The organism is Streptomyces sp. NPDC056061, from assembly GCF_042266885.1.
Classification (GTDB): domain Bacteria; phylum Actinomycetota; class Actinomycetes; order Streptomycetales; family Streptomycetaceae; genus Streptomyces.
Window position 1 is genome coordinate 818,424 of sequence record NZ_JBHJWQ010000001.1, and the last position, 18,182, is coordinate 836,605.

Below are 18,182 nucleotides of genomic sequence, written 5' to 3' on the forward strand. Positions count from 1 at the left end.
CGGCCGAGACCTGCAAGGCTCTTCCCCCGCAAGGCCGGACCGGCACCGGCCGGGCCGTCCGCGCCGCGTGCACGGACGGCCCGGCCCGACCCTTCGCATCGGGGAGCGGACCGCTCCCGGAGAGGACCACCGATGGCATCACCGCTGATCGCCTGGCGACGACACGCGAGGGCGACGGCCGTCGCCGCGGTCATGACCGCGGCCGCGACGCTCGCGGTACCACCGGCGCACGCCGTGGACGCCGCCCCGCCCGTGCTGACCGACGGGTTCGGACTGACCCAGGTCGCGGGCGGCACCGAGGTGCACTCCAGCACCGACTTCACGATCACCGTGACCACACCGCAGGTGGCGGGCCCGCACCGGATCCGTATCTTCCTGCCGCGCGACTACGCGTCCACGCCCGGCAAGCGATGGCCCGTTGCCTATTTCCTGCACGGCGGCGGCGGCACCGTGGACGACGCCGCGGCCGCGCCCGCGCTCCACTCGGACTCGATGATCACCGTGGTGCCGGACGGCGGTCTGAAGGGCTGGTACGCCGACTGGGTCATGCAGAACACCGTTGTGGGGGCGGCGAACTGGGAGACCTTCCACCTCGAACAGGTCGTCCCCTTCATCGACGCGAACCTGCGCACCCTCGCGGACCGGTCCCACCGGGCCGTCGTCGGCCTCTCGATGGGGGGAACCGGCGCGCTGCACTACGCCGAGTCCCGGCCCGATCTGTTCGGCCACACCGGCTCCCTGTCCGGGGGCATCGACTTCGGCATGGCGGAGGTCCGCGCCGCGGTCCTGGCCACGGAGCTCAACCTCACGGGCGTCTGGTGCGCCCTGAGCACCTCCACTCCCGCGGGCACCGGCCGGTGCACCGGGTACGGGCCGATAGTCGACAGCGACGCGATCTTCGGCTCGCCCTACCCGATCTTCGACGCCGACCGGGTCTGGAAGGCCGTCGACCCCGCGGCCCCGGCCAACCTGGCCCGGCTCGGCGAAACCGAGATCACGCTCTACACCGGCGACCAGGGGCTCATCGACCACTTCACCGCGATCGCCGCCGACCACGTCAAGACCCGTGCGGACCAACTCGGGCTCCGCACCCGGCTCGTCGACTACGGCGACGGGTCGGCACTCTCGCCGACGTGCGACGGCGGCCACAACTACGGCTGCTGGGCCCCCGCGCTCGACGACTACATGACCCGGCTGGGGGCCGAGTTCGACCGGGCCAACTGAGCCCGCGACGGGCCGTTCTCCCGACGGAGCAGGAGCGGCCGGGGCACACCGCCACCATCACCGGAACCGACATCGAACGCACGAGCTGAATCCCGTCGGTCCCGTCGGTCCGACCGCGCGTCCGGTCCGGTCCCGTCGCTACGGCCGGACGTCCCGCCCGGTCCCCGGAGGTCGTGGGACGTCCGCCCGGGGCTCCCCGGCGGGGCCGTCCGCGAGGGTGCAGGGTGCCGGTTCCGGATCCGCGGTCGGGATCGCGTCGGTGCCGTTCCCGGGTACGGGACCGGCCTGCTCGTCGGTCCCGTCCTGCGGTTCCGTTTCGTGCTCCGCCCGCGGGGCGCCGTCCGCGCCGGGTGCCCGGACGACCACCTTGCCGGAGGCAAGGTCTATCGGCCCGCGGCCCGGGTCGCCGACGCCGAGATCGACTCGGGACAGCTCCAGTCGCTTCCGCTCCTCGGCGGCGTGCCTGCGACCCGGCGCGAAGATCTCCTCGAAGAAGTTGAACACCAGCCGCACGCCCTTTCACCGCCGTCTGCGCTACCGCACCTCCAGCACCAGGATCCTGTCGTCTCCCGGCTTCGGGGTGCCGCGCGTGTCCGTATTGCTCGTGACGAGCCAGAGCCTGTTGCCGCCCGCGGCGAGCACGGTGCGCAGACGGCCGTACTTCCCCTCCAGGAACGGCTGCGGGGCCGCCAGAGGTTCCGCGTCCTCCTTGCCTGACAGCGGAATCCGCCAGAGTCGCTCACCTCGCAGGCCCGCCATCCAGATCGATCCCTCGGCGAAGGCGATCCCGCTCGGGGACGCCTCGGACGTCTTCCACTGTGCCACGGGATCGATGAAACCCTTCTTCCCGGACTTTCCCTCGGCCCCGGGCCAGCCGTAGTTTCCGCCCGGCACGATCCGGTTCAGCTCGTCCCAGGTGTCCTGTCCGAGCTCGGACGCCCACAGCTGCTTCCGCTCGTCCCAGGCGAGCCCCTGCACATTGCGGTGTCCGTACGAATACACCACGGAATCGGCCTCCGGATTGCCGTGCAGCGGCTGACCGTCCGGAGTCATCCGCAGGATCTTGCCGGCCGGTGACTTCTTGTCCTGCGCGAGCCCGCCGTCCCCCGTGTCCCCGGTGCCCGCGTACAACATGTGGTCCGGGCCGAAGGCGATCCGTCCGCCGTTGTGGACCGAGCCCTTGGGGATGCCCCGGAGAATCGTGTCCGGTGCACCGAGCAGTCGGCCGGGCGTCGTGCCGTTCTCGTCGTACTGCATGCGCGCGATGCGGTTGTCGGACGCGGTGGTGAAGTACGCGTACACCAGGTGGTCCGTGCCGTAGGTGGGGGACACCGCGATGCCCAGCAGTCCGCCCTCCCCGCCGGCCGCCACCCCCGGCACACTGCCCAGCAGCGTCTTCTTCCCGGTCCTGCCGTCGACCCGGGTGATCGTGCCCTTGTCGCGCGACGACACCAGCAGGTCACCGTCCGGCAGTTCCGCAAGCCCCCAGGGCGAGTCGAGACCCCCGGTGAGCGTGGTGACCACCTTCACCGAACCCTTCGCCGGTGCCAAGGAGACCGACGGGGACGGCGAGGCCGACGGCGGGCCCGAGGACGAGGGGGCGGGCCGGGACGGTGTTCTGCCGCCGACGCCCGCCGTGTCGCCGGAGCCGTTCCCCGGACCGCAGCCCGCGGTCAGCAGCAGCGAGCCGACGGCCAGCGCGGCAACCCTTCCGCGGCGCACACCTCCCGGCCGCCGGCCACGACCGGCAGAGCCTCGTACCGTTGTGAACAGAACACCGCGCACAGCACCGGTCCCTTCAACCCCTGCGACAACCGCCCGGATACCGTTCTTACACCGCGAACCCGCCGGGGCACGCCCGGACCGGCCGATTTTCTCGCCCGGCCGACACCCACGCCCCCCGGCCCGCGTACGCCCGGCCACGACCCCGCCCCAATCGTGACCACGACCCCGGGCACGCCCCAATCGCCACCGCTATCGCGCTCCCGTCACGACCACGGCCGTGTCCGCCCGACCGCGCCCACCGGCGGCGGCAGGTGCCCCGCCGTCAGTCCCAGGACCCCTGCGCCGGGGGCAGCCGGGCGAGTTCCACGAGATCCCGCTCGGTCAGTGTCAGCCTCGCCGCGCCCGCGTTCTCCACCGCCCAGCACTCCCGCTTGGTCCCCGGAACCGGCACCACGTGCGGCCCCTGCCGCAGCACCCAGGCCAGCGCCGCCTGTGCCGGGGTCGCCCCGTGCCGCTCGGCGACGCGACGCAGGCCCACCACCAGCGGCTGGTTCGCGGCCATCATCTCGGCCGTGAACCGTGGGTGTCTGGCCCGCAGATCGTCTCGTTCGAAGCCCTGGCCGGGGGTCAGCGTGCCGGTCAGATAGCCGCTTCCCAGCGGCATCGCCGCCAGCAGCCCCACGCCCCGGGTCGTGCACCACGGAAGCAACGACTCCAGTGCCTCCGGCGACCAGACCGAGAGCTCGGCCTGCACCGCGCCGACCGGGAAGACCTGCTGCACCCGCTCCAGTTGACGGATCGTTTCGTCGTACATCCGGGCCCCCGGACGGCGCGAAGCCCGCGCACCCACCGCACACAGACCCAGCGCCCGCACCTTCCCGGCCGTCACCAGATCGGCCATCGCGCCCCAGGTCTCCTCGATCGGCACCTCGGGATCGGGCCGGTGCAGTTGGTACAGATCGATCACATCGGTCTGCAACCGCCGCAACGAGGCATCGCAGGCCCGCCGCACATAGCCGGGACGGCCATTGGCGACGATGTGCTGATCGCCCACCAGCAGACCGCACTTGGTGGAGACGAAGGCATCGGACCTGCGGCCCTTGAGCGCCCGGCCCACCAGCAGTTCGTTGGTGAAGGGGCCGTACATGTCGGCGGTGTCGAGGAGTTGGACGCCCGCGTCGAGCGCGGCGTGCACCGTGCGCAACGCACGGTCACCACGCCGTTGCGACGCGCTGTATGCCCAGCTCATCGGCATGCAGCCGAGTCCGACCGCCCCCACGGCGAGCGCCGCCGCACCGAGACTCCTGCGCTCCAACTCCCCGTACCCTTCCTGAGGTCGTGCCGTCACACCGCCGTCGTCCGGTCGAGGGCCGTGCCGTGCGGCGTCCGGCGCGCGGTCGCGAGGCGGCGAATCGTCCACGTGCGGACGTACCCGGACGAGTCCGGTGGCGCGGCGAGCATGCGTGCCGGGCGTCGTGCGGCAGACGGCAGTGTGACGACACGACCTGGGCCCCGCCCTCACGGGACCACGACGCACCCCAAAGTAACCTCTGCCGACTCCGTCCCCTCGCGCAGCCTCCCGGCACACTCGTCCGCGGCTCCGCCGCCGAACCGGAGGCCGCTCCGTGCCGCTCCTTCTCCCACGCCCTTTCGTGGGCCGGGCAGTTGCGGTCCCGCCGACGAGCGGGAGTGGGTTCCCTGCGCCCCGCGGCCTCGCGCGGCCTCCCGCGCCCGGCGGTCGGAGCGGCGAGACACCGCTCACCGGGCCATCCCCCATCGCCCACCGGATGGTTAGCCTGCTGACCATGATTGCGAAGCAGAATCCCGACGTGTGGCTGCCGCTCCCGGCCGACGAGATCGAGGGCCTTCCCGAGGGGCTCACCTATCACTTCTGGGACGGCGGGCAGGACTACCCCGCGGACCCGGCCGACTGCACGTTCTACGTCGTGCCGTACATGAGGGGCGGCGAGGTGTCGGTCCGCCCGCTCGCCGCCATGACGCAAATCCGGGTCGTGCAGACGCTCACCGCGGGAATCGACCACGTCGAGCCGGCCCTCGGCCAGCTCCCCGCCGGGGTGCGGCTGTGCAACGCCCAGGGGGTCCACGAGGCGTCGACCGCCGAACTCGCCCTCACTTTGATCCTCGCCTCGCTGCGCGGCATCCCCGGATTCGTCCACAGTCAGGGCGTGGAGGAGTGGCGGGACGGCTTCTACCCCGCGCTCGCCGACAAGTCCGTGCTGATCGTGGGATACGGATCGATCGGCGCCGCCATCGAGGACCGGCTCGCACCCTTCGAGTGCGCGCGCGTGACACGCGTCGCCCGCTCCGCACGGACGGCCGCACACGGCCCCGTGCACGCGCTCGACGACCTGCCCGCGCTCCTTCCCGAGGCGGATGTCGTCGTCCTGTCCACCCCGCTGAACCCGTCCACACGGGGGCTGGTGGACGCGGAGTTCCTCGCCGCGATGGCGGACGGGGCGCTGCTCGTGAACGTGGCCCGGGGCGGCGTCGTGGACACCGAGGCCCTGCTGGTCGAGCTGGAGTCCGGCCGGCTGCGTGCCGCCCTCGACGTCACCGACCCGGAACCCCTGCCCGCGGGCCATCGGCTCTGGCATGCTCCCCACGTCCTCATCACTCCGCACGTGGGCGGCAGCACCTCGGCGTTCCTGCCCCGGGCCAAGCGGCTGATGGCCGGACAGCTGAGCCGTTTCGCTGCCGGGGAGCCGCTGCGGAACGTCGTGCGCACCACGGGCTGACCACGCTACGGGTCGGTTCGATTGCACTCCGTCCCGACAACGACCTTGATCGTCACGGAGCGTATATGAGCTATGTCCCTGAGTGACTGGTCTGGTGTATCGTCCCGAAAGGGGCGCTGCGCCGGGGAAGGGACGGCGCCGGGGAGGACGGCGACACGCGAGGGGGCGACGGGCGATGTACGGCCGAGGGGCGAACGATCCGACACCACGGGACGGTCGGGGGCGACCGGTTTCCGCCACCGGACATCCGCGGTCCGTCCGCGGGGCGACGGCCGAGGGCGGCCCCGGCCCGGCGGCACCTCCCCGCGCCGGCCGCACGCCGGTACGGCGGCGCGCGAGGCGGGTGGAACGCCGCGGCGTCGCGCCGGCGGCCCCGCCCGCACGACGGATCCGTCCGCCCGGTGTCGCCGGGTGCCCGGCCCGTCACGGACAGGCCCCGACGGGGTGCCCGGTGGGTGCGCGTCCCGCGGTTCCGGGTGCGTCCCGGTGAGCGCGCCGACCGATGCCCTCGGGGCGCTCCTCGCCCGGCGATCGGCCGTCGGCGGCACGTTCGGGGTGGTCTCGCAGGTTCTGCTCGGGCTCGTCTGCGGCGGATACGCGGTAGGGGCGGCCCTCGGCTGGGGATCGCCGGAAATGGCCTTCCTCATGGGAGACTTCGGCCTCAGCGTCGCCGCGCTGGTCGCGGCCGTCTCCTGCTTCCTGTATGCCCGGTCCGACGGCAATCGGTGCCGGCCCGCCTGGCTGCTGTTCTCGGTCTCCTCGCTGATGGCGGCCGGAGGCAACGCCGTCTGGGGCTGGTACGAGGTCGTGCGAGGGGGCGGGGTGCCCAGCCCCTCCCTCGCCGACGCCCTCTTCCTCTGCTTCGCACCACCCGCCATCGTCGGACTGCTCGTCCTCGCCAAACGCCCCGTCAGCCGGGCCGGCTGGCTCTGTCTCGCACTGGATTCCTGGCTGATCGGCGGCTCGCTCCTCACCATTTCCTGGAGCCTCGCCCTCGCGCACACCGCGCAGCTCACGGACACCGAGGGCCCCAGCGTGGCCCGCGCGGCGCTCTCGCTGGCCTATCCGCTGCTCGACATCGTGCTGGTCTCCATGGTGCTGGCCCTGCACTTCCGCCGAGTCAACGGCAACCGCTCCGCCGTGAACACCGCCGTCGCCGCCCTCGCCCTCACGGTCCTGTCCGACGCCCTGTTCACCTCTCCGCTGCTGCGCCAGAACTACCACTCCGGGCAGCTGCTGGACGCCGGCTGGTTCGCCGGTTCACTGCTCCTCGCCTACGCCCCCTGGGGTGCGCGGGGCGCCGCGGACGACGTACTCCCGTTGCGGAACGTGCCGTCGCGGGCCGATCGCCCCATCGGGGGGTCGCTGGCCGCGCTGACCCCGTACCTCGCCGCGGCGGTCTGCACCCTCGGCATCCTCTACAACGTCGTCGAGGGCCGCAGGGTGGACCGCGTCGTGGTCTTCACCGGCTGCACGGTGGCGCTCGCGCTGGTCGTCCGGCAGGGCATCATGCTCGTCGACAACATCGCCCTCACCCAGGAACTCGCCCAGAAGGAGAACCACTTCCGCTCACTGGTGCAGGGCTCCAGCGACGTCATCATGATCGCTGCCCCCAACGGCGTCCTGCGCTATGTCAGCCCGGCCGCCGCCGGGGTGTACGGGCGCGAGGCCGAGGACCTGGTCGGCACCGAACTCGCCACGCTCATCCACCCGGACGACCTGGGGCGCGTGGTCCACGAGTTGCGCCGCTTCCTCGCCGCCCCGCCGGGCGAGGAACCGACCACCCGGATCGAGTGCCGCTTCAGATCCGGCACGGGCGACTGGCTGAATGTCGAGTCCACGGTCAACCGCCACCAGGGCGGGCTGATCCTCAACAGCCGCGACGTGACCGAACGGGTGCGGCTGCAGGCACAGTTGCAGCACAACGCCGAGCACGACCCGCTGACCGAGCTGCCCAACCGCGCCCTGTTCACCGCCCGGGTGCGCCAGGCCCTCGGCGGCCGACGCACGGGGGACGCCGGCACGGCGGTGCTCTTCATCGACCTCGACGGCTTCAAGGCGGTCAACGACCGTCACGGCCACCAGGCGGGCGACGAACTGCTCGTCCAGGCCGCCCGCCGCCTCCAGGAGTCCGTCCGGGCCGGCGACACCGCCGCCCGGCTCGGAGGTGACGAATTCGCGGCGATCATCCTCGGCGACGGCACCCGCGACCAGTCCGGCCGCGAGTGCCAGGTCCACGAGATCGCCGACCGGCTGCGGCTCACCCTCTCCCAGCCCTACCGGGTCGGCGCCGGCGAGGTCAGGGTCGCCGCCTCCATCGGGGTCGCCTTCGCCGAGCCCGGCATCACCCCCAGCGACCTCATGCGCAACGCCGACCTCGCGATGTACCGGGCCAAGGCGGGCGGCAAGAACCGCGTCGAGCTGTACGCCCCGCAGATGCAGGCCGAGATCGTCCGCCGCTCCGAACTCGCCGCCCGACTGCGCACCGCCCTGCGCGACGGCGAGTTCGCCCTGCTCCACCAGCCGGTGGTGCACCTCGCCAGCGGCAGCGTCGCCGCCGTCGCCGCCCAGGCCCGCTGGCGCTCCGCCCAGGGCATCCTCTTCACCCCGGCCGAATTCCTCCGCGTCGCCGAGGACAGCGACCGCACCGCCGAGCTCGGCCGTTGGCTCCTCGAAGAGGCCATCGAGCAGGCCGCCGACCGGGCCAGGGCGGGACACGCCGTCTCCGTGGCGGTCCGCCTCCCCGCCCGCAGACTCCTCGACAAGGGGGCGCCGGCCGCCTCCATCGAGGCCCTGCTCACCCGGCACGGCCTGCCCTCCGGCGCCCTGATGATCGAGGTGGCCGAAAGCGACCCCCGGATCTCCTTCGACGAGCTCGAACAGCGCCTTGTCGCGCTGCGGCGCCTCGGCGTCCGTATCGCGCTCGACGGGTTCGGCAGCGGCTACGCGGCGATCAACGCGCTGCGCAGGCTCCCCATCGACGTGCTCAAACTCGACCGCGGGCTGGTCGAGGGCGTCGTGGAGTCCGCCCGCCTGCACAAGATCACCAGTGGGCTGCTGCGCATCGCCTGCGATCTCGGCATGCAGTCCGTCGCCGACGGGGTCGACGTACCCGAACAGGTCGTCGCCCTGCGCGCCATGGGCTGCACGCACGGCCAGGGCATGGCCTTCTCGGGGCCGCTCGACGAGTACCGGCTGCGCCGCGCCCTGGCCCGGGGCACGTTCCCGACGCCGGGGACCGCCGCCCAGCCCGTCCTGGCCGGTGGTTCCCGACCCCGTCTCGGCGGCTCACATACTGAGACGCCTGTCCCACCCACTTGACACGTCGCGTGCGTCGGAGAGAGGGTCAATGCCATGCGCACCCGAATTCTCGTACTTGGAAAGCGCGTCGGCTGAGCAGAGTCCCTCGATGGCACTCTGCGGACCACACCGACGCGCTCCCCTCGCTTGCCTCACGGCACGAGGGGTTTTTTGTTGCACCGGACCACCCAAACCGTCCCAGAACACCCCGCACAAACCCTCAGCTTCGAGAAGAGAATGCCGATGACCGAGCAGGCCACCGGGGCCCACCACCCCCAGCCGCGGGCCCGTAACGGCGGATCGCCCGCCGCCACCGTTGAGCACGTCACGGGCGCGCAGTCCCTCATCCGCTCTCTCGAGGAAGTGGGCGCCGACACGGTATTCGGCATTCCCGGCGGCGCCATCCTCCCGGCCTACGACCCGATGATGGACTCCACCCGGGTCCGGCATGTGCTGGTCCGTCACGAACAGGGCGCGGGGCACGCCGCCACCGGCTACGCGCAGGCCACCGGCAAGGTCGGCGTCTGCATGGCCACCTCGGGCCCCGGCGCGACGAACCTGGTCACGCCGATCGCGGACGCCCACATGGACTCCGTCCCGCTGGTCGCGATCACCGGCCAGGTCGCCTCCAAGTCGATCGGCACGGACGCCTTCCAGGAGGCGGACATCTGCGGCATCACGATGCCGGTCACCAAGCACAACTTTCTGGTCACCCGGGCGGAGGACATCCCGCACACCATCGCCGAGGCATTCCACATCGCCTCCACCGGCCGTCCGGGCCCGGTCCTCGTCGACATCGCCAAGGACGCCCTCCAGGCGCAGACCACGTTCTCCTGGCCGCCCACCCAGGACCTGCCCGGCTACCGCCCGGTCACCAAGCCGCACGCCAAGCAGATCCGCGAGGCCGCCAAGCTGATCACCCGGGCCAGGCGCCCGGTGCTGTACGTCGGCGGCGGCGTCATCAAGGCGGGGGCCACCGCCGAGCTGAAGGTCCTCGCCGAACTCACCGGGGCGCCCGTCACCACCACCCTGATGGCGCTCGGCGCGTTCCCCGACAGCCACCCGCTGCACGTGGGAATGCCGGGCATGCACGGTGCGGTCACCGCCGTCACCGCGCTGCAGAAGGCCGACCTGATCGTCGCCCTCGGAGCCCGCTTCGACGACCGCGTCACCGGCAAGCTGGACAGCTTCGCCCCGTACGCCAAGGTCGTCCACGCCGACATCGACCCGGCCGAGATCGGCAAGAACCGCGCCGCCGACGTGCCGATCGTGGGCGACGCCCGTGAGGTCCTCGCGGACCTGGTCCAGGCCGTGCAGGCCGAGCACACGGAGGGCCACGTCGGCGACTACGAGGCATGGTGGAAGGACCTCAACCGCTGGCGCGAGACCTACCCGCTCGGCTACGACCTCCCCGAGGACGGCAGCCTGTCGCCGCAGCAGGTCATCCGACGCATCGGCGAGCTCGCCCCCGATGACACGATCTTCGCAGCGGGCGTCGGCCAGCACCAGATGTGGGCGGCCCACTTCATCGACTACGAGCAGCCCGGTACCTGGCTGAACTCCGGCGGCGCCGGAACGATGGGCTATGCGGTCCCGGCCGCGATGGGCGCCAAGGCGGGTGCGCCGGACCGCACGGTCTGGGCCATCGACGGCGACGGCTGCTTCCAGATGACCAACCAGGAACTCACCACCTGCGCGCTGAACAACATCCCGATCAAGGTCGCGATCATCAACAACGGCGCGCTCGGGATGGTCCGCCAGTGGCAGACCCTGTTCTACAACCAGCGGTACTCCAACACGGTGCTGCACTCCGGTGCCGACACCGAGGGCGTCCCCGCGAAGGGCACCCGCGTCCCGGACTTCGTCAAGCTGTCCGAGGCCATGGGCTGCCACGCGATCCGCTGCGAGCACCCGGCCGACCTGGACAAGGCGATCGAGGAGGCGAACTCCGTCAACGACCGCCCCGTCGTGATCGACTTCATCGTCCACGAGGACGCCATGGTCTGGCCCATGGTCGCCGCCGGCACCTCCAACGACGAGGTCATGGCGGCCCGCGGGGTCCGCCCCGACTTCGGCGACAACGAAGACGACTGAGAGACAGAGAGAGACCGACGCCATGTTCACCAAGCACACGCTCTCCGTCCTTGTCGAGAACAAGCCGGGTGTCCTCGCCAGGATCACCGCCCTGTTCTCCCGCCGCGGCTTCAACATCGACTCGCTCGCGGTCGGAACCACCGAACACCCCGACATCTCGCGCATCACCATCGTCGTCAATGTCGAGGGCCTGCCCCTTGAGCAGGTGACCAAGCAGCTCAACAAGCTGGTGAACGTCCTCAAGATCGTCGAACTGGAGCCCTCCGCTGCGATCCAGCGGGAGCTCGTCCTGGTGAAGGTCCGCGCCGACAACGAGACCCGCTCCCAGATCACCGAGATCGTCCAGCTGTTCCGCGCCAAGACCGTGGACGTCTCCCCGGAGGCGGTCACGATCGAGGCCACCGGCGGCGCCGACAAGCTGGAGGCCATGCTCAGGATGCTGGAGCAGTACGGCATCAAGGAGCTGGTCCAGTCCGGCACCATCGCCATAGGGCGCGGCGCGCGCTCGATCACCGACCGGTCGCTGCGCGCCCTCGACCGCACGGCGTAGGAAGACAACCCGCCGCCTCGCCGCCCGTATGGCGAGATCCCGCAACGTATTCACCGCACCCCGCCGTACGGTGGGACGCAACACCTGCACACCAAGGAGAGACCCAGTGGCCGAGCTGTTCTACGACGACGACGCCGACCTGTCCATCATCCAGGGCCGCAAGGTCGCGGTCATCGGCTACGGCAGCCAGGGCCACGCCCATGCGCTGTCGCTGCGCGACTCGGGTGTCGACGTCCGTGTCGGTCTGCACGAGGGCTCCAAGTCCCGGACCAAGGCCGAGGAGCAGGGCCTGCGCGTGGTGACGCCGTCCGAGGCCGCCGCCGAGGCCGACGTCATCATGATCCTGGTGCCGGACCCGATCCAGGCGAAGGTCTACGAGGAGTCCATCAAGGACAACCTCAAGGACGGCGACGCGCTGTTCTTCGGCCACGGCCTGAACATCCGCTACGGCTTCATCAAGCCGCCGGCCGGTGTCGACGTCTGCATGGTCGCCCCGAAGGGCCCGGGCCACCTGGTCCGCCGTCAGTACGAGGAGGGCCGCGGCGTCCCGTGCATCGTGGCCGTCGAGCAGGACGCCTCGGGCAACGGCCTGGCGCTCGCCCTGTCGTACGCGAAGGGGATCGGCGGCACCCGCGCCGGCGTCATCAAGACGACCTTCACCGAGGAGACCGAGACCGACCTGTTCGGTGAGCAGGCCGTTCTGTGCGGTGGTACCGCCGCCCTGGTCAAGGCCGGTTTCGAGACGCTGACCGAGGCCGGGTACCAGCCGGAGATCGCGTACTTCGAGTGCCTGCACGAGCTGAAGCTCATCGTGGACCTGATGTACGAGGGCGGCCTGGAGAAGATGCGCTGGTCGATCTCCGAGACCGCCGAGTGGGGCGACTACATCACCGGCCCGCGGATCATCACGGACGCCACCAAGGCCGAGATGAAGAAGGTCCTCGCGGAGATCCAGGACGGCTCCTTCGCCAAGAACTGGATGGACGAATACCACAACGGTCTGCCCAAGTACAACGAGTACAAGAAGGCCGACAGCGACCACCTGCTGGAGACCACGGGTCGTGAGCTGCGCAAGCTCATGAGCTGGGTCAACGACGAGGACGCGTAGCACGCCCCGGGGGCGGACCGGCACCGGTCCGCCCCCGTCGCGTTTCCGCCCGAAGACGTGGCGTCGTACGTGTGTACAAGTCGTCCACTCCGAGTGGGTGATCCTTCCAACGGGGCGCAGTATGAGTCCTGGCGCATGACTACACTTCTCTACACATACACGCGTCAGGCCCACAGTGTCGTGCGTCTTCCACGCGGCAAGCCCCTCCACCGCCTGCGGCCGTCGGGACGGCCGTCCGCACTGGACCTGTGAGGACTCACGTGAGCTCGAAACCCGTCGTACTCATCGCTGAAGAGCTGTCGCCCGCCACGGTTGACGCCCTGGGACCGGATTTCGACATCCGGCACTGCAACGGCGCGGACCGCGCCGAACTCCTCCCCGCGATCGCCGACGTGGACGCCATTCTGGTACGCTCCGCGACCAAGGTCGACGCCGAGGCCATCGCCGCCGCGAAGAACCTCAAGGTCGTCGCCCGCGCGGGCGTCGGTCTGGACAACGTCGACGTCTCCGCCGCCACCAAGGCCGGTGTGATGGTCGTCAACGCACCGACCTCCAACATCGTCACCGCCGCCGAGCTCGCCTGCGGTCTGCTGGTCGCCACCGCGCGCAACATCCCGCAGGCGAATGCCGCGCTCAAGAATGGCGAGTGGAAGCGCTCCAAGTACACCGGTGTCGAGCTGAGCGAGAAGATCCTCGGCGTCGTCGGCCTCGGCCGCATCGGCGTCCTGGTGGCCCAGCGCATGTCGGCCTTCGGCATGAAGATCGTCGCGTACGACCCCTATGTGCAGCCCGCGCGCGCCGCCCAGATGGGTGTCAAGCTCCTCTCGCTGGACGAGCTGCTGGAGGTCGCCGACTTCATCACCGTGCACCTGCCCAAGACTCCCGAGACGATCGGCCTGATCGGCGACGAGGCGCTGCACAAGGTGAAGCCCACCGTGCGCATCGTCAACGCCGCGCGCGGCGGCATCGTCGACGAGGCGGCGCTGGCCTCCGCCCTCAAGGAGGGTCGGGTCGCCGGTGCCGGTCTCGACGTGTACGCGAAGGAGCCCTGCACGGACTCCCCGTTGTTCGAGTTCGACCAGGTCGTCTGCACCCCGCACCTGGGTGCCTCCACCGACGAGGCCCAGGAGAAGGCGGGCATCGCGGTCGCCAAGTCGGTGCGCCTCGCCCTCGCCGGCGAGCTCGTCCCGGACGCGGTCAACGTCCAGGGCGGTGTGATCGCCCAGGACGTGCGTCCGGGCCTGCCGCTCGCCGAGAAGCTCGGCCGGATCTTCACCGCGCTCGCCGGCGAGGTCGCGGTCCGGCTCGACGTCGAGGTGTACGGCGAGATCACCCAGCACGACGTCAAGGTGCTCGAACTCTCCGCGCTCAAGGGTGTGTTCGAGGACGTCGTCGACGAGACCGTGTCGTACGTGAACGCTCCGCTCTTCGCCCAGGAGCGTGGCGTCGAGGTCCGCCTGACCACCAGCTCCGAGTCGCCCGACCACCGCAACCTGGTGACCGTCCGCGGCACGCTCTCGGGCGGCGAGGAGGTCGCGGTCTCCGGCACCCTGGCCGGACCCAAGCACCTCCAGAAGATCGTTGCCGTCGGCGAGTACGACGTGGACCTGGCGCTCGCCGACCACATGGTGGTGCTGCGCTACGAGGACCGCCCCGGCGTCGTCGGCACGGTCGGCCGGATCCTCGGTGAGGCCGGTCTGAACATCGCGGGCATGCAGGTCTCGCGGACGGGCGCGGGCGGCGAGGCGCTGGTCGTCCTCACCGTCGACGACGACGTCCCGGCGTCGGTGCTCGCCGAGATCTCCACGGAGATCGGTGCCACCTCGGCCCGCACGGTGAACCTGACCGACTGAACGGCGGAACCCGACGGCCGTCCGCCGACGGTCCCGCGCCCTGCGGCTGCGCGTACCCGGCATGTAGACATGTGTCTTACACAAGCGTCTGCGTGCCGGGTACGCTGCTTTCATGGGACACCGTGAGGATCTGCTCGAAGGCGCCAAGCGCTGCTTGTTGGAGAAGGGGTACGCACGGACGACGGCGCGTGACATCGTGGCCGCCTCCGGTACGAATCTCGCCTCCATCGGCTACCACTACGGCTCGAAGGAGGCCCTGCTCAATCTCGCCTTCCTCAAGCTGACCGAGGAGTGGGGCGATGTGCTCACCGAGCGGCGGGACGAGGAGGCGGGCGATGGCGGCGCGTCCCGTCCGCCGCTCGACCAGTTCCGCGAGACCTGGGAACGGGTGATCGACAGCTATGAGCGGACCCGTTCGGTCTGGCAGCTCCAGATGGAGGTCGTCTCCCGGATCGACCAGGACCCGGAGCTGAGGAGGGCGCTGATCGGCCCGCAGCGCGACGGACGGGACGGGCTCGCCGAGAACATGCTCGGCATCGATCCGGAGAAGGACCCCGAAAAGGCCCGGGTGGCCGGGCTGTTCTGCCAGGCACTGCTCGCGGGCGTGATGGTGCAGTGGCTGATGGACAGCGAGTCGGCACCGTCCGCGCAGGACCTGACGGACGGCCTGAAGGCGGTGCTGGAGGGGCGCGTGTCATAACTGCCTCGCCCGCATGCTTGCGTACGTGCGTGCCTGCGTGCCTGCGTGCCTGCGTACGGGCGTATGGGCGTACGCGTATGCCTGCCGTACGGGTGTACGTGTGTGTCTGCGTGTCTGTGTACGGGCTTCCCGGCGGCGAGCGGTGAGTGGTGAACGGTGAACGACGGGCGGCGGTCGGTGGCCCGCCGGTCATCGGTCCGCGATGTGACGACGTGTCATAGACGGTGCATGGGTCCTGCGTTGGGTCCTGAGGCCCATGACGCGGGGCATTCCCGGCCCTAGGGTGAGCGACTGTCATGTCACTTGCTGACATCGGGGGTCGGGGACGCGTATGTCTGTTATCGGTGGCATGTCGGTGCCCGGGGGGCCGGTTCCGGCGGGACCTGGGCTGCGGGAGCTTCCGCGGACGCTCAACACGGTGCGGGTGCTGCTGTTCGTCCTGTTCGGCGCGACGGCTCTGGGCGGGCTCGGCCTGTTCGGCTCGGCGCTCGCCGTGGACGCGATGGGGGCCCAGGTCCTCGGCATCCTGCTCTACGCCGCCGCGCCGGGTGTGCTCGGGCTGCTGCTGGCGCGGCACGTGCGGACAGGCCGCAAACGGGTCTGGTGGGGACTTGTCGCCGTCCAGGTGTGGCTGGTCCTCGGTGGCGTGGCCAACATCGGGGACGGGTCGGCGCGCGGTTTCACCCAGCTGGTCCTGCCGGTCCTGATCCTCTTCTGCCTCACCCGGCGGCAGAGCCGGTCCTGGTTCCTGCTGCCGCCGGTGGAACGGGGGGCGAAGCCGGAGGGGGAGCGGAGGCGGTGGCGCGGGTTCTCGCTCCCGCACCTGATCACCTGGCGCCGCGACCGGGGGCAGACGGCTCTTGAGTACCTGGGCCTGGTGCTGATCGTCGTCGCGCTGATCGCCGCCATGGCCCTGAGCGGCCTCGGCGGGCGGATCACCGCCGAACTCCAGTCCGCGATCTGCTCGCTGAGCGGCTACTCGTGCCCGGCGTCCGGGGACGGTTCGGGCCGGGTCGAGGCGGGTCCCGGCCGGACCGGGGGCGCGGACGGCGGGGGCACCGCGGGTGCGGACGACGGCGCGACCGTCACCGGCGGCACCGGCTCGTCGGGCGGCGGCAACGGCGGTCCGTCCGGCGGTGCCGCGAACGGCGGAACGGCGAATGGCGGTGCCGCGAACGGCGGAACGGCGAACGGTGATGCCGCGAACGGCGGGAGCACCGAGGGAAGCTCCTCCGGCGGTACGGCAGGCTCCGGCGGCACCGGTGGCCCCGACGACGGCCGCCCCGGCAGCGGCGTGGACACCTACCCCGAGGACGGTGTCGAACCCGAGGCCGAGTACGACACCCCGGCGCCCGACGAGAAGGACAAGGCCGACGACAAGGGCGGTGACAAGGCCGAGGAGGAGGACTGCAGCGGCTGGGGCTTCTTCGGATGCGCCTGGGACCGCACCACCCAGGTCGTCAAGGGGGTGGCGGTCGACGGCGTCTGGGGCGACATCACCGGGATCATCGACCTGTTCAAGCCCGAGACGTGGTCCGGCATCGCGGACTACGGCAAACAACTCGGCGACCAGTGGATGAAGGACTCCAAGGACGCCGGCGACAAGTGGGACAAGGGCGACTACCTCGGTGCCGTCTGGGACTGGGGCAAGGCGTCGGTCAACACGGTGGTGAAGGTCGGCGACGACGTGTTCGTCGGCGACGAGGTCCGCGAACGCTGGAACAACGGGGAGAAGACCCGGGCCGTCACCGATGTGATCTGGAACGTCGGTTCCCTGTTCATTCCCGGCTATGACGTGGCGAAGGTCGTCGGCAAGGTCGGCAAGCTCGGCAAGCTGGGGAAGATCGCCGAGAAGGTGGCGAAGGCCGTCGACGACGCGGGCGGCGCGGCGCGCCGCGCCCGCAAGGCCGCCGAACTCGGCGACCTCGACGGGGTCCGCAGGGCGGCCAAGGAGGCGGACGACGCCGCCGACGCGGCGGAGGACGCGGCACGCCGGACCGGCTGCGTCATCGCGTCCGGGCCGTCCGCGGTGCGCTACGGCGGCGGGATCACGGGCGTCGCGGGCTCCGGCACCGGGGTGCTGGCCTCCGGTTCCACCGGCAGGGTCGTCCTCGCGAACGGCGGCTGCGACGAGGCGGCCAAGGCCAAGGCCGCGGAGGCCCGAGCCCAGGAACGGGCCGCCCACCTGGAGCAGAAGCGCCTGGAGGAGCCGGAGCGCGCCCGCAAGGCCGAGCTGGACAAGAAGAAGTACCCGGAGCCGACCCGCAACGACACCTCCGACCCGCGCAACTACAACTCGCCGTCCTGGGCGGAGGACCTCAAGGACCGCAAGCTCGGCGACGCGGACCTCGGTGACGGCTACTGGGCGAGCCGCGACCGCAATCCGGCCCCCAACTGGAAGAACGAGTCCTGGCTGCGGTACCAGGAGCAGGTCACCGGCACCAACCGGGGCCAGGAGTACGTCGTCCCGCACCCCAAGGAGGGCAAGCCGGCCGTGGAGTACGACGGCTGGGACTCCGGTAGGCAGACGTTCCTGGAGGCCAAGAACGGTTACCGGAGCTACCTGTCCCAGTCCGAGTCGGGCAAGCTCACCAAGTCCGGCAAGGACAAGTTCGTCGCCGAGGCGCGCGCCCAGGTCGAGGCGTCCGGCGGCCGCGCGGTGGAGTGGCACTTCTCCGACCCCGAGGTGGCGAAGGCCGCGCGCCAGGCGTTCCGGGACGAGGGCCTGCCGATCAAGGTCGTCCACACCAAGCCGAAGCCGAACGACAGCACCAGGAAACCGGGGGCCTTCGACGAGTAGCCTGCACGCAGGGCGGCCCGGCCGGGTCCGTGCCGCCCTGCCCGGCAGACGAAGCTCGACGGAGGAAAGTGC

The 18,182-nt window shown here is 71.1% G+C and carries 12 protein-coding genes; 9 read left to right on the forward strand and 3 right to left on the reverse strand.

The annotated features are described in order from the left end of the window. Positions 1-132: 132 nt before the first annotated feature. Positions 133-1,224 carry an alpha/beta hydrolase gene (locus tag ACFC79_RS03510; RefSeq protein ID WP_376234590.1) on the forward strand — a complete coding sequence of 364 codons (1,092 nt, stop codon included), beginning with the start codon at positions 133-135 and terminating at the stop codon, positions 1,222-1,224. 138 nt (positions 1,225-1,362) lie between these two features. On the opposite strand, the gene ACFC79_RS03515 is transcribed toward ACFC79_RS03510, so the two are convergent. The 3 genes from ACFC79_RS03515 to ACFC79_RS03525 form a co-directional block, all read right to left on the reverse strand. Then, complete coding sequence (locus tag ACFC79_RS03515; RefSeq protein WP_376234593.1) at positions 1,363-1,737, reverse strand: DUF6191 domain-containing protein; 375 nt, start codon at positions 1,735-1,737, stop codon at positions 1,363-1,365. 21 nt (positions 1,738-1,758) lie between these two features. Next, entirely contained in the window at positions 1,759-2,946 is a 1,188-nt protein-coding gene (locus tag ACFC79_RS03520; protein ID WP_376234596.1) for a PQQ-dependent sugar dehydrogenase, read from the reverse strand. Positions 2,947-3,271: 325 nt separating this feature from the next. Next, complete coding sequence (locus tag ACFC79_RS03525; RefSeq protein ID WP_376234919.1) at positions 3,272-4,228, reverse strand: aldo/keto reductase; 957 nt, start codon at positions 4,226-4,228, stop codon at positions 3,272-3,274. Positions 4,229-4,754: 526 nt separating this feature from the next. On the opposite strand from ACFC79_RS03525, the gene ACFC79_RS03530 reads away from it, so the two are divergent. The 8 genes from ACFC79_RS03530 (at position 4,755) to ACFC79_RS03565 (ending at position 18,110) form a co-directional block, all read left to right on the forward strand. Then, positions 4,755-5,705, forward strand: a complete 951-nt coding sequence (locus ACFC79_RS03530) for a 2-hydroxyacid dehydrogenase (RefSeq protein WP_376234598.1) — start codon at positions 4,755-4,757, stop codon at positions 5,703-5,705. Positions 5,706-6,191: 486 nt separating this feature from the next. Then, on the forward strand, positions 6,192-9,026 hold the full coding sequence (locus ACFC79_RS03535) for a putative bifunctional diguanylate cyclase/phosphodiesterase (RefSeq protein ID WP_376234600.1): 2,835 nt from the start codon (positions 6,192-6,194) through the stop codon (positions 9,024-9,026). Positions 9,027-9,242: 216 nt separating this feature from the next. Continuing rightward, positions 9,243-11,099: an acetolactate synthase large subunit gene (locus tag ACFC79_RS03540; RefSeq protein ID WP_376234602.1), complete on the forward strand. Its 1,857-nt coding sequence runs from the start codon at positions 9,243-9,245 to the stop codon at positions 11,097-11,099. Between the two features lie 22 nt (positions 11,100-11,121). Next, positions 11,122-11,649 carry an acetolactate synthase small subunit gene (ilvN, locus tag ACFC79_RS03545; RefSeq protein ID WP_376234605.1) on the forward strand — a complete coding sequence of 176 codons (528 nt, stop codon included), beginning with the start codon at positions 11,122-11,124 and terminating at the stop codon, positions 11,647-11,649. 106 nt (positions 11,650-11,755) lie between these two features. Next, positions 11,756-12,757 carry a ketol-acid reductoisomerase gene (gene ilvC, locus ACFC79_RS03550; protein WP_376234607.1) on the forward strand — a complete coding sequence of 334 codons (1,002 nt, stop codon included), beginning with the start codon at positions 11,756-11,758 and terminating at the stop codon, positions 12,755-12,757. 260 nt (positions 12,758-13,017) lie between these two features. Continuing rightward, positions 13,018-14,610 carry a phosphoglycerate dehydrogenase gene (gene serA, locus ACFC79_RS03555; protein WP_376234609.1) on the forward strand — a complete coding sequence of 531 codons (1,593 nt, stop codon included), beginning with the start codon at positions 13,018-13,020 and terminating at the stop codon, positions 14,608-14,610. 112 nt (positions 14,611-14,722) lie between these two features. Beyond that, positions 14,723-15,310: a TetR/AcrR family transcriptional regulator gene (locus ACFC79_RS03560; RefSeq protein WP_376234611.1), complete on the forward strand. Its 588-nt coding sequence runs from the start codon at positions 14,723-14,725 to the stop codon at positions 15,308-15,310. Between the two features lie 331 nt (positions 15,311-15,641). Next, positions 15,642-18,110, forward strand: a complete 2,469-nt coding sequence (locus tag ACFC79_RS03565) for a Tox-REase-5 domain-containing protein (protein WP_376234614.1) — start codon at positions 15,642-15,644, stop codon at positions 18,108-18,110. Positions 18,111-18,182: the final 72 nt, after the last annotated feature.

Coding starts and splice junctions, on each gene's coding strand:
- ACFC79_RS03510 (WP_376234590.1), top strand. CDS start 133: ATGGCATCACCGCTGATCGCCTGGCGACGACACGCGAGGGCGACGGCC.
- ACFC79_RS03530 (WP_376234598.1), top strand. CDS start 4,755: ATGATTGCGAAGCAGAATCCCGACGTGTGGCTGCCGCTCCCGGCCGAC.
- ACFC79_RS03540 (WP_376234602.1), top strand. CDS start 9,243: ATGCCGATGACCGAGCAGGCCACCGGGGCCCACCACCCCCAGCCGCGG.
- ilvN (WP_376234605.1), top strand. CDS start 11,122: ATGTTCACCAAGCACACGCTCTCCGTCCTTGTCGAGAACAAGCCGGGT.
- ACFC79_RS03560 (WP_376234611.1), top strand. CDS start 14,723: ATGGGACACCGTGAGGATCTGCTCGAAGGCGCCAAGCGCTGCTTGTTG.
- ACFC79_RS03565 (WP_376234614.1), top strand. CDS start 15,642: ATGTCTGTTATCGGTGGCATGTCGGTGCCCGGGGGGCCGGTTCCGGCG.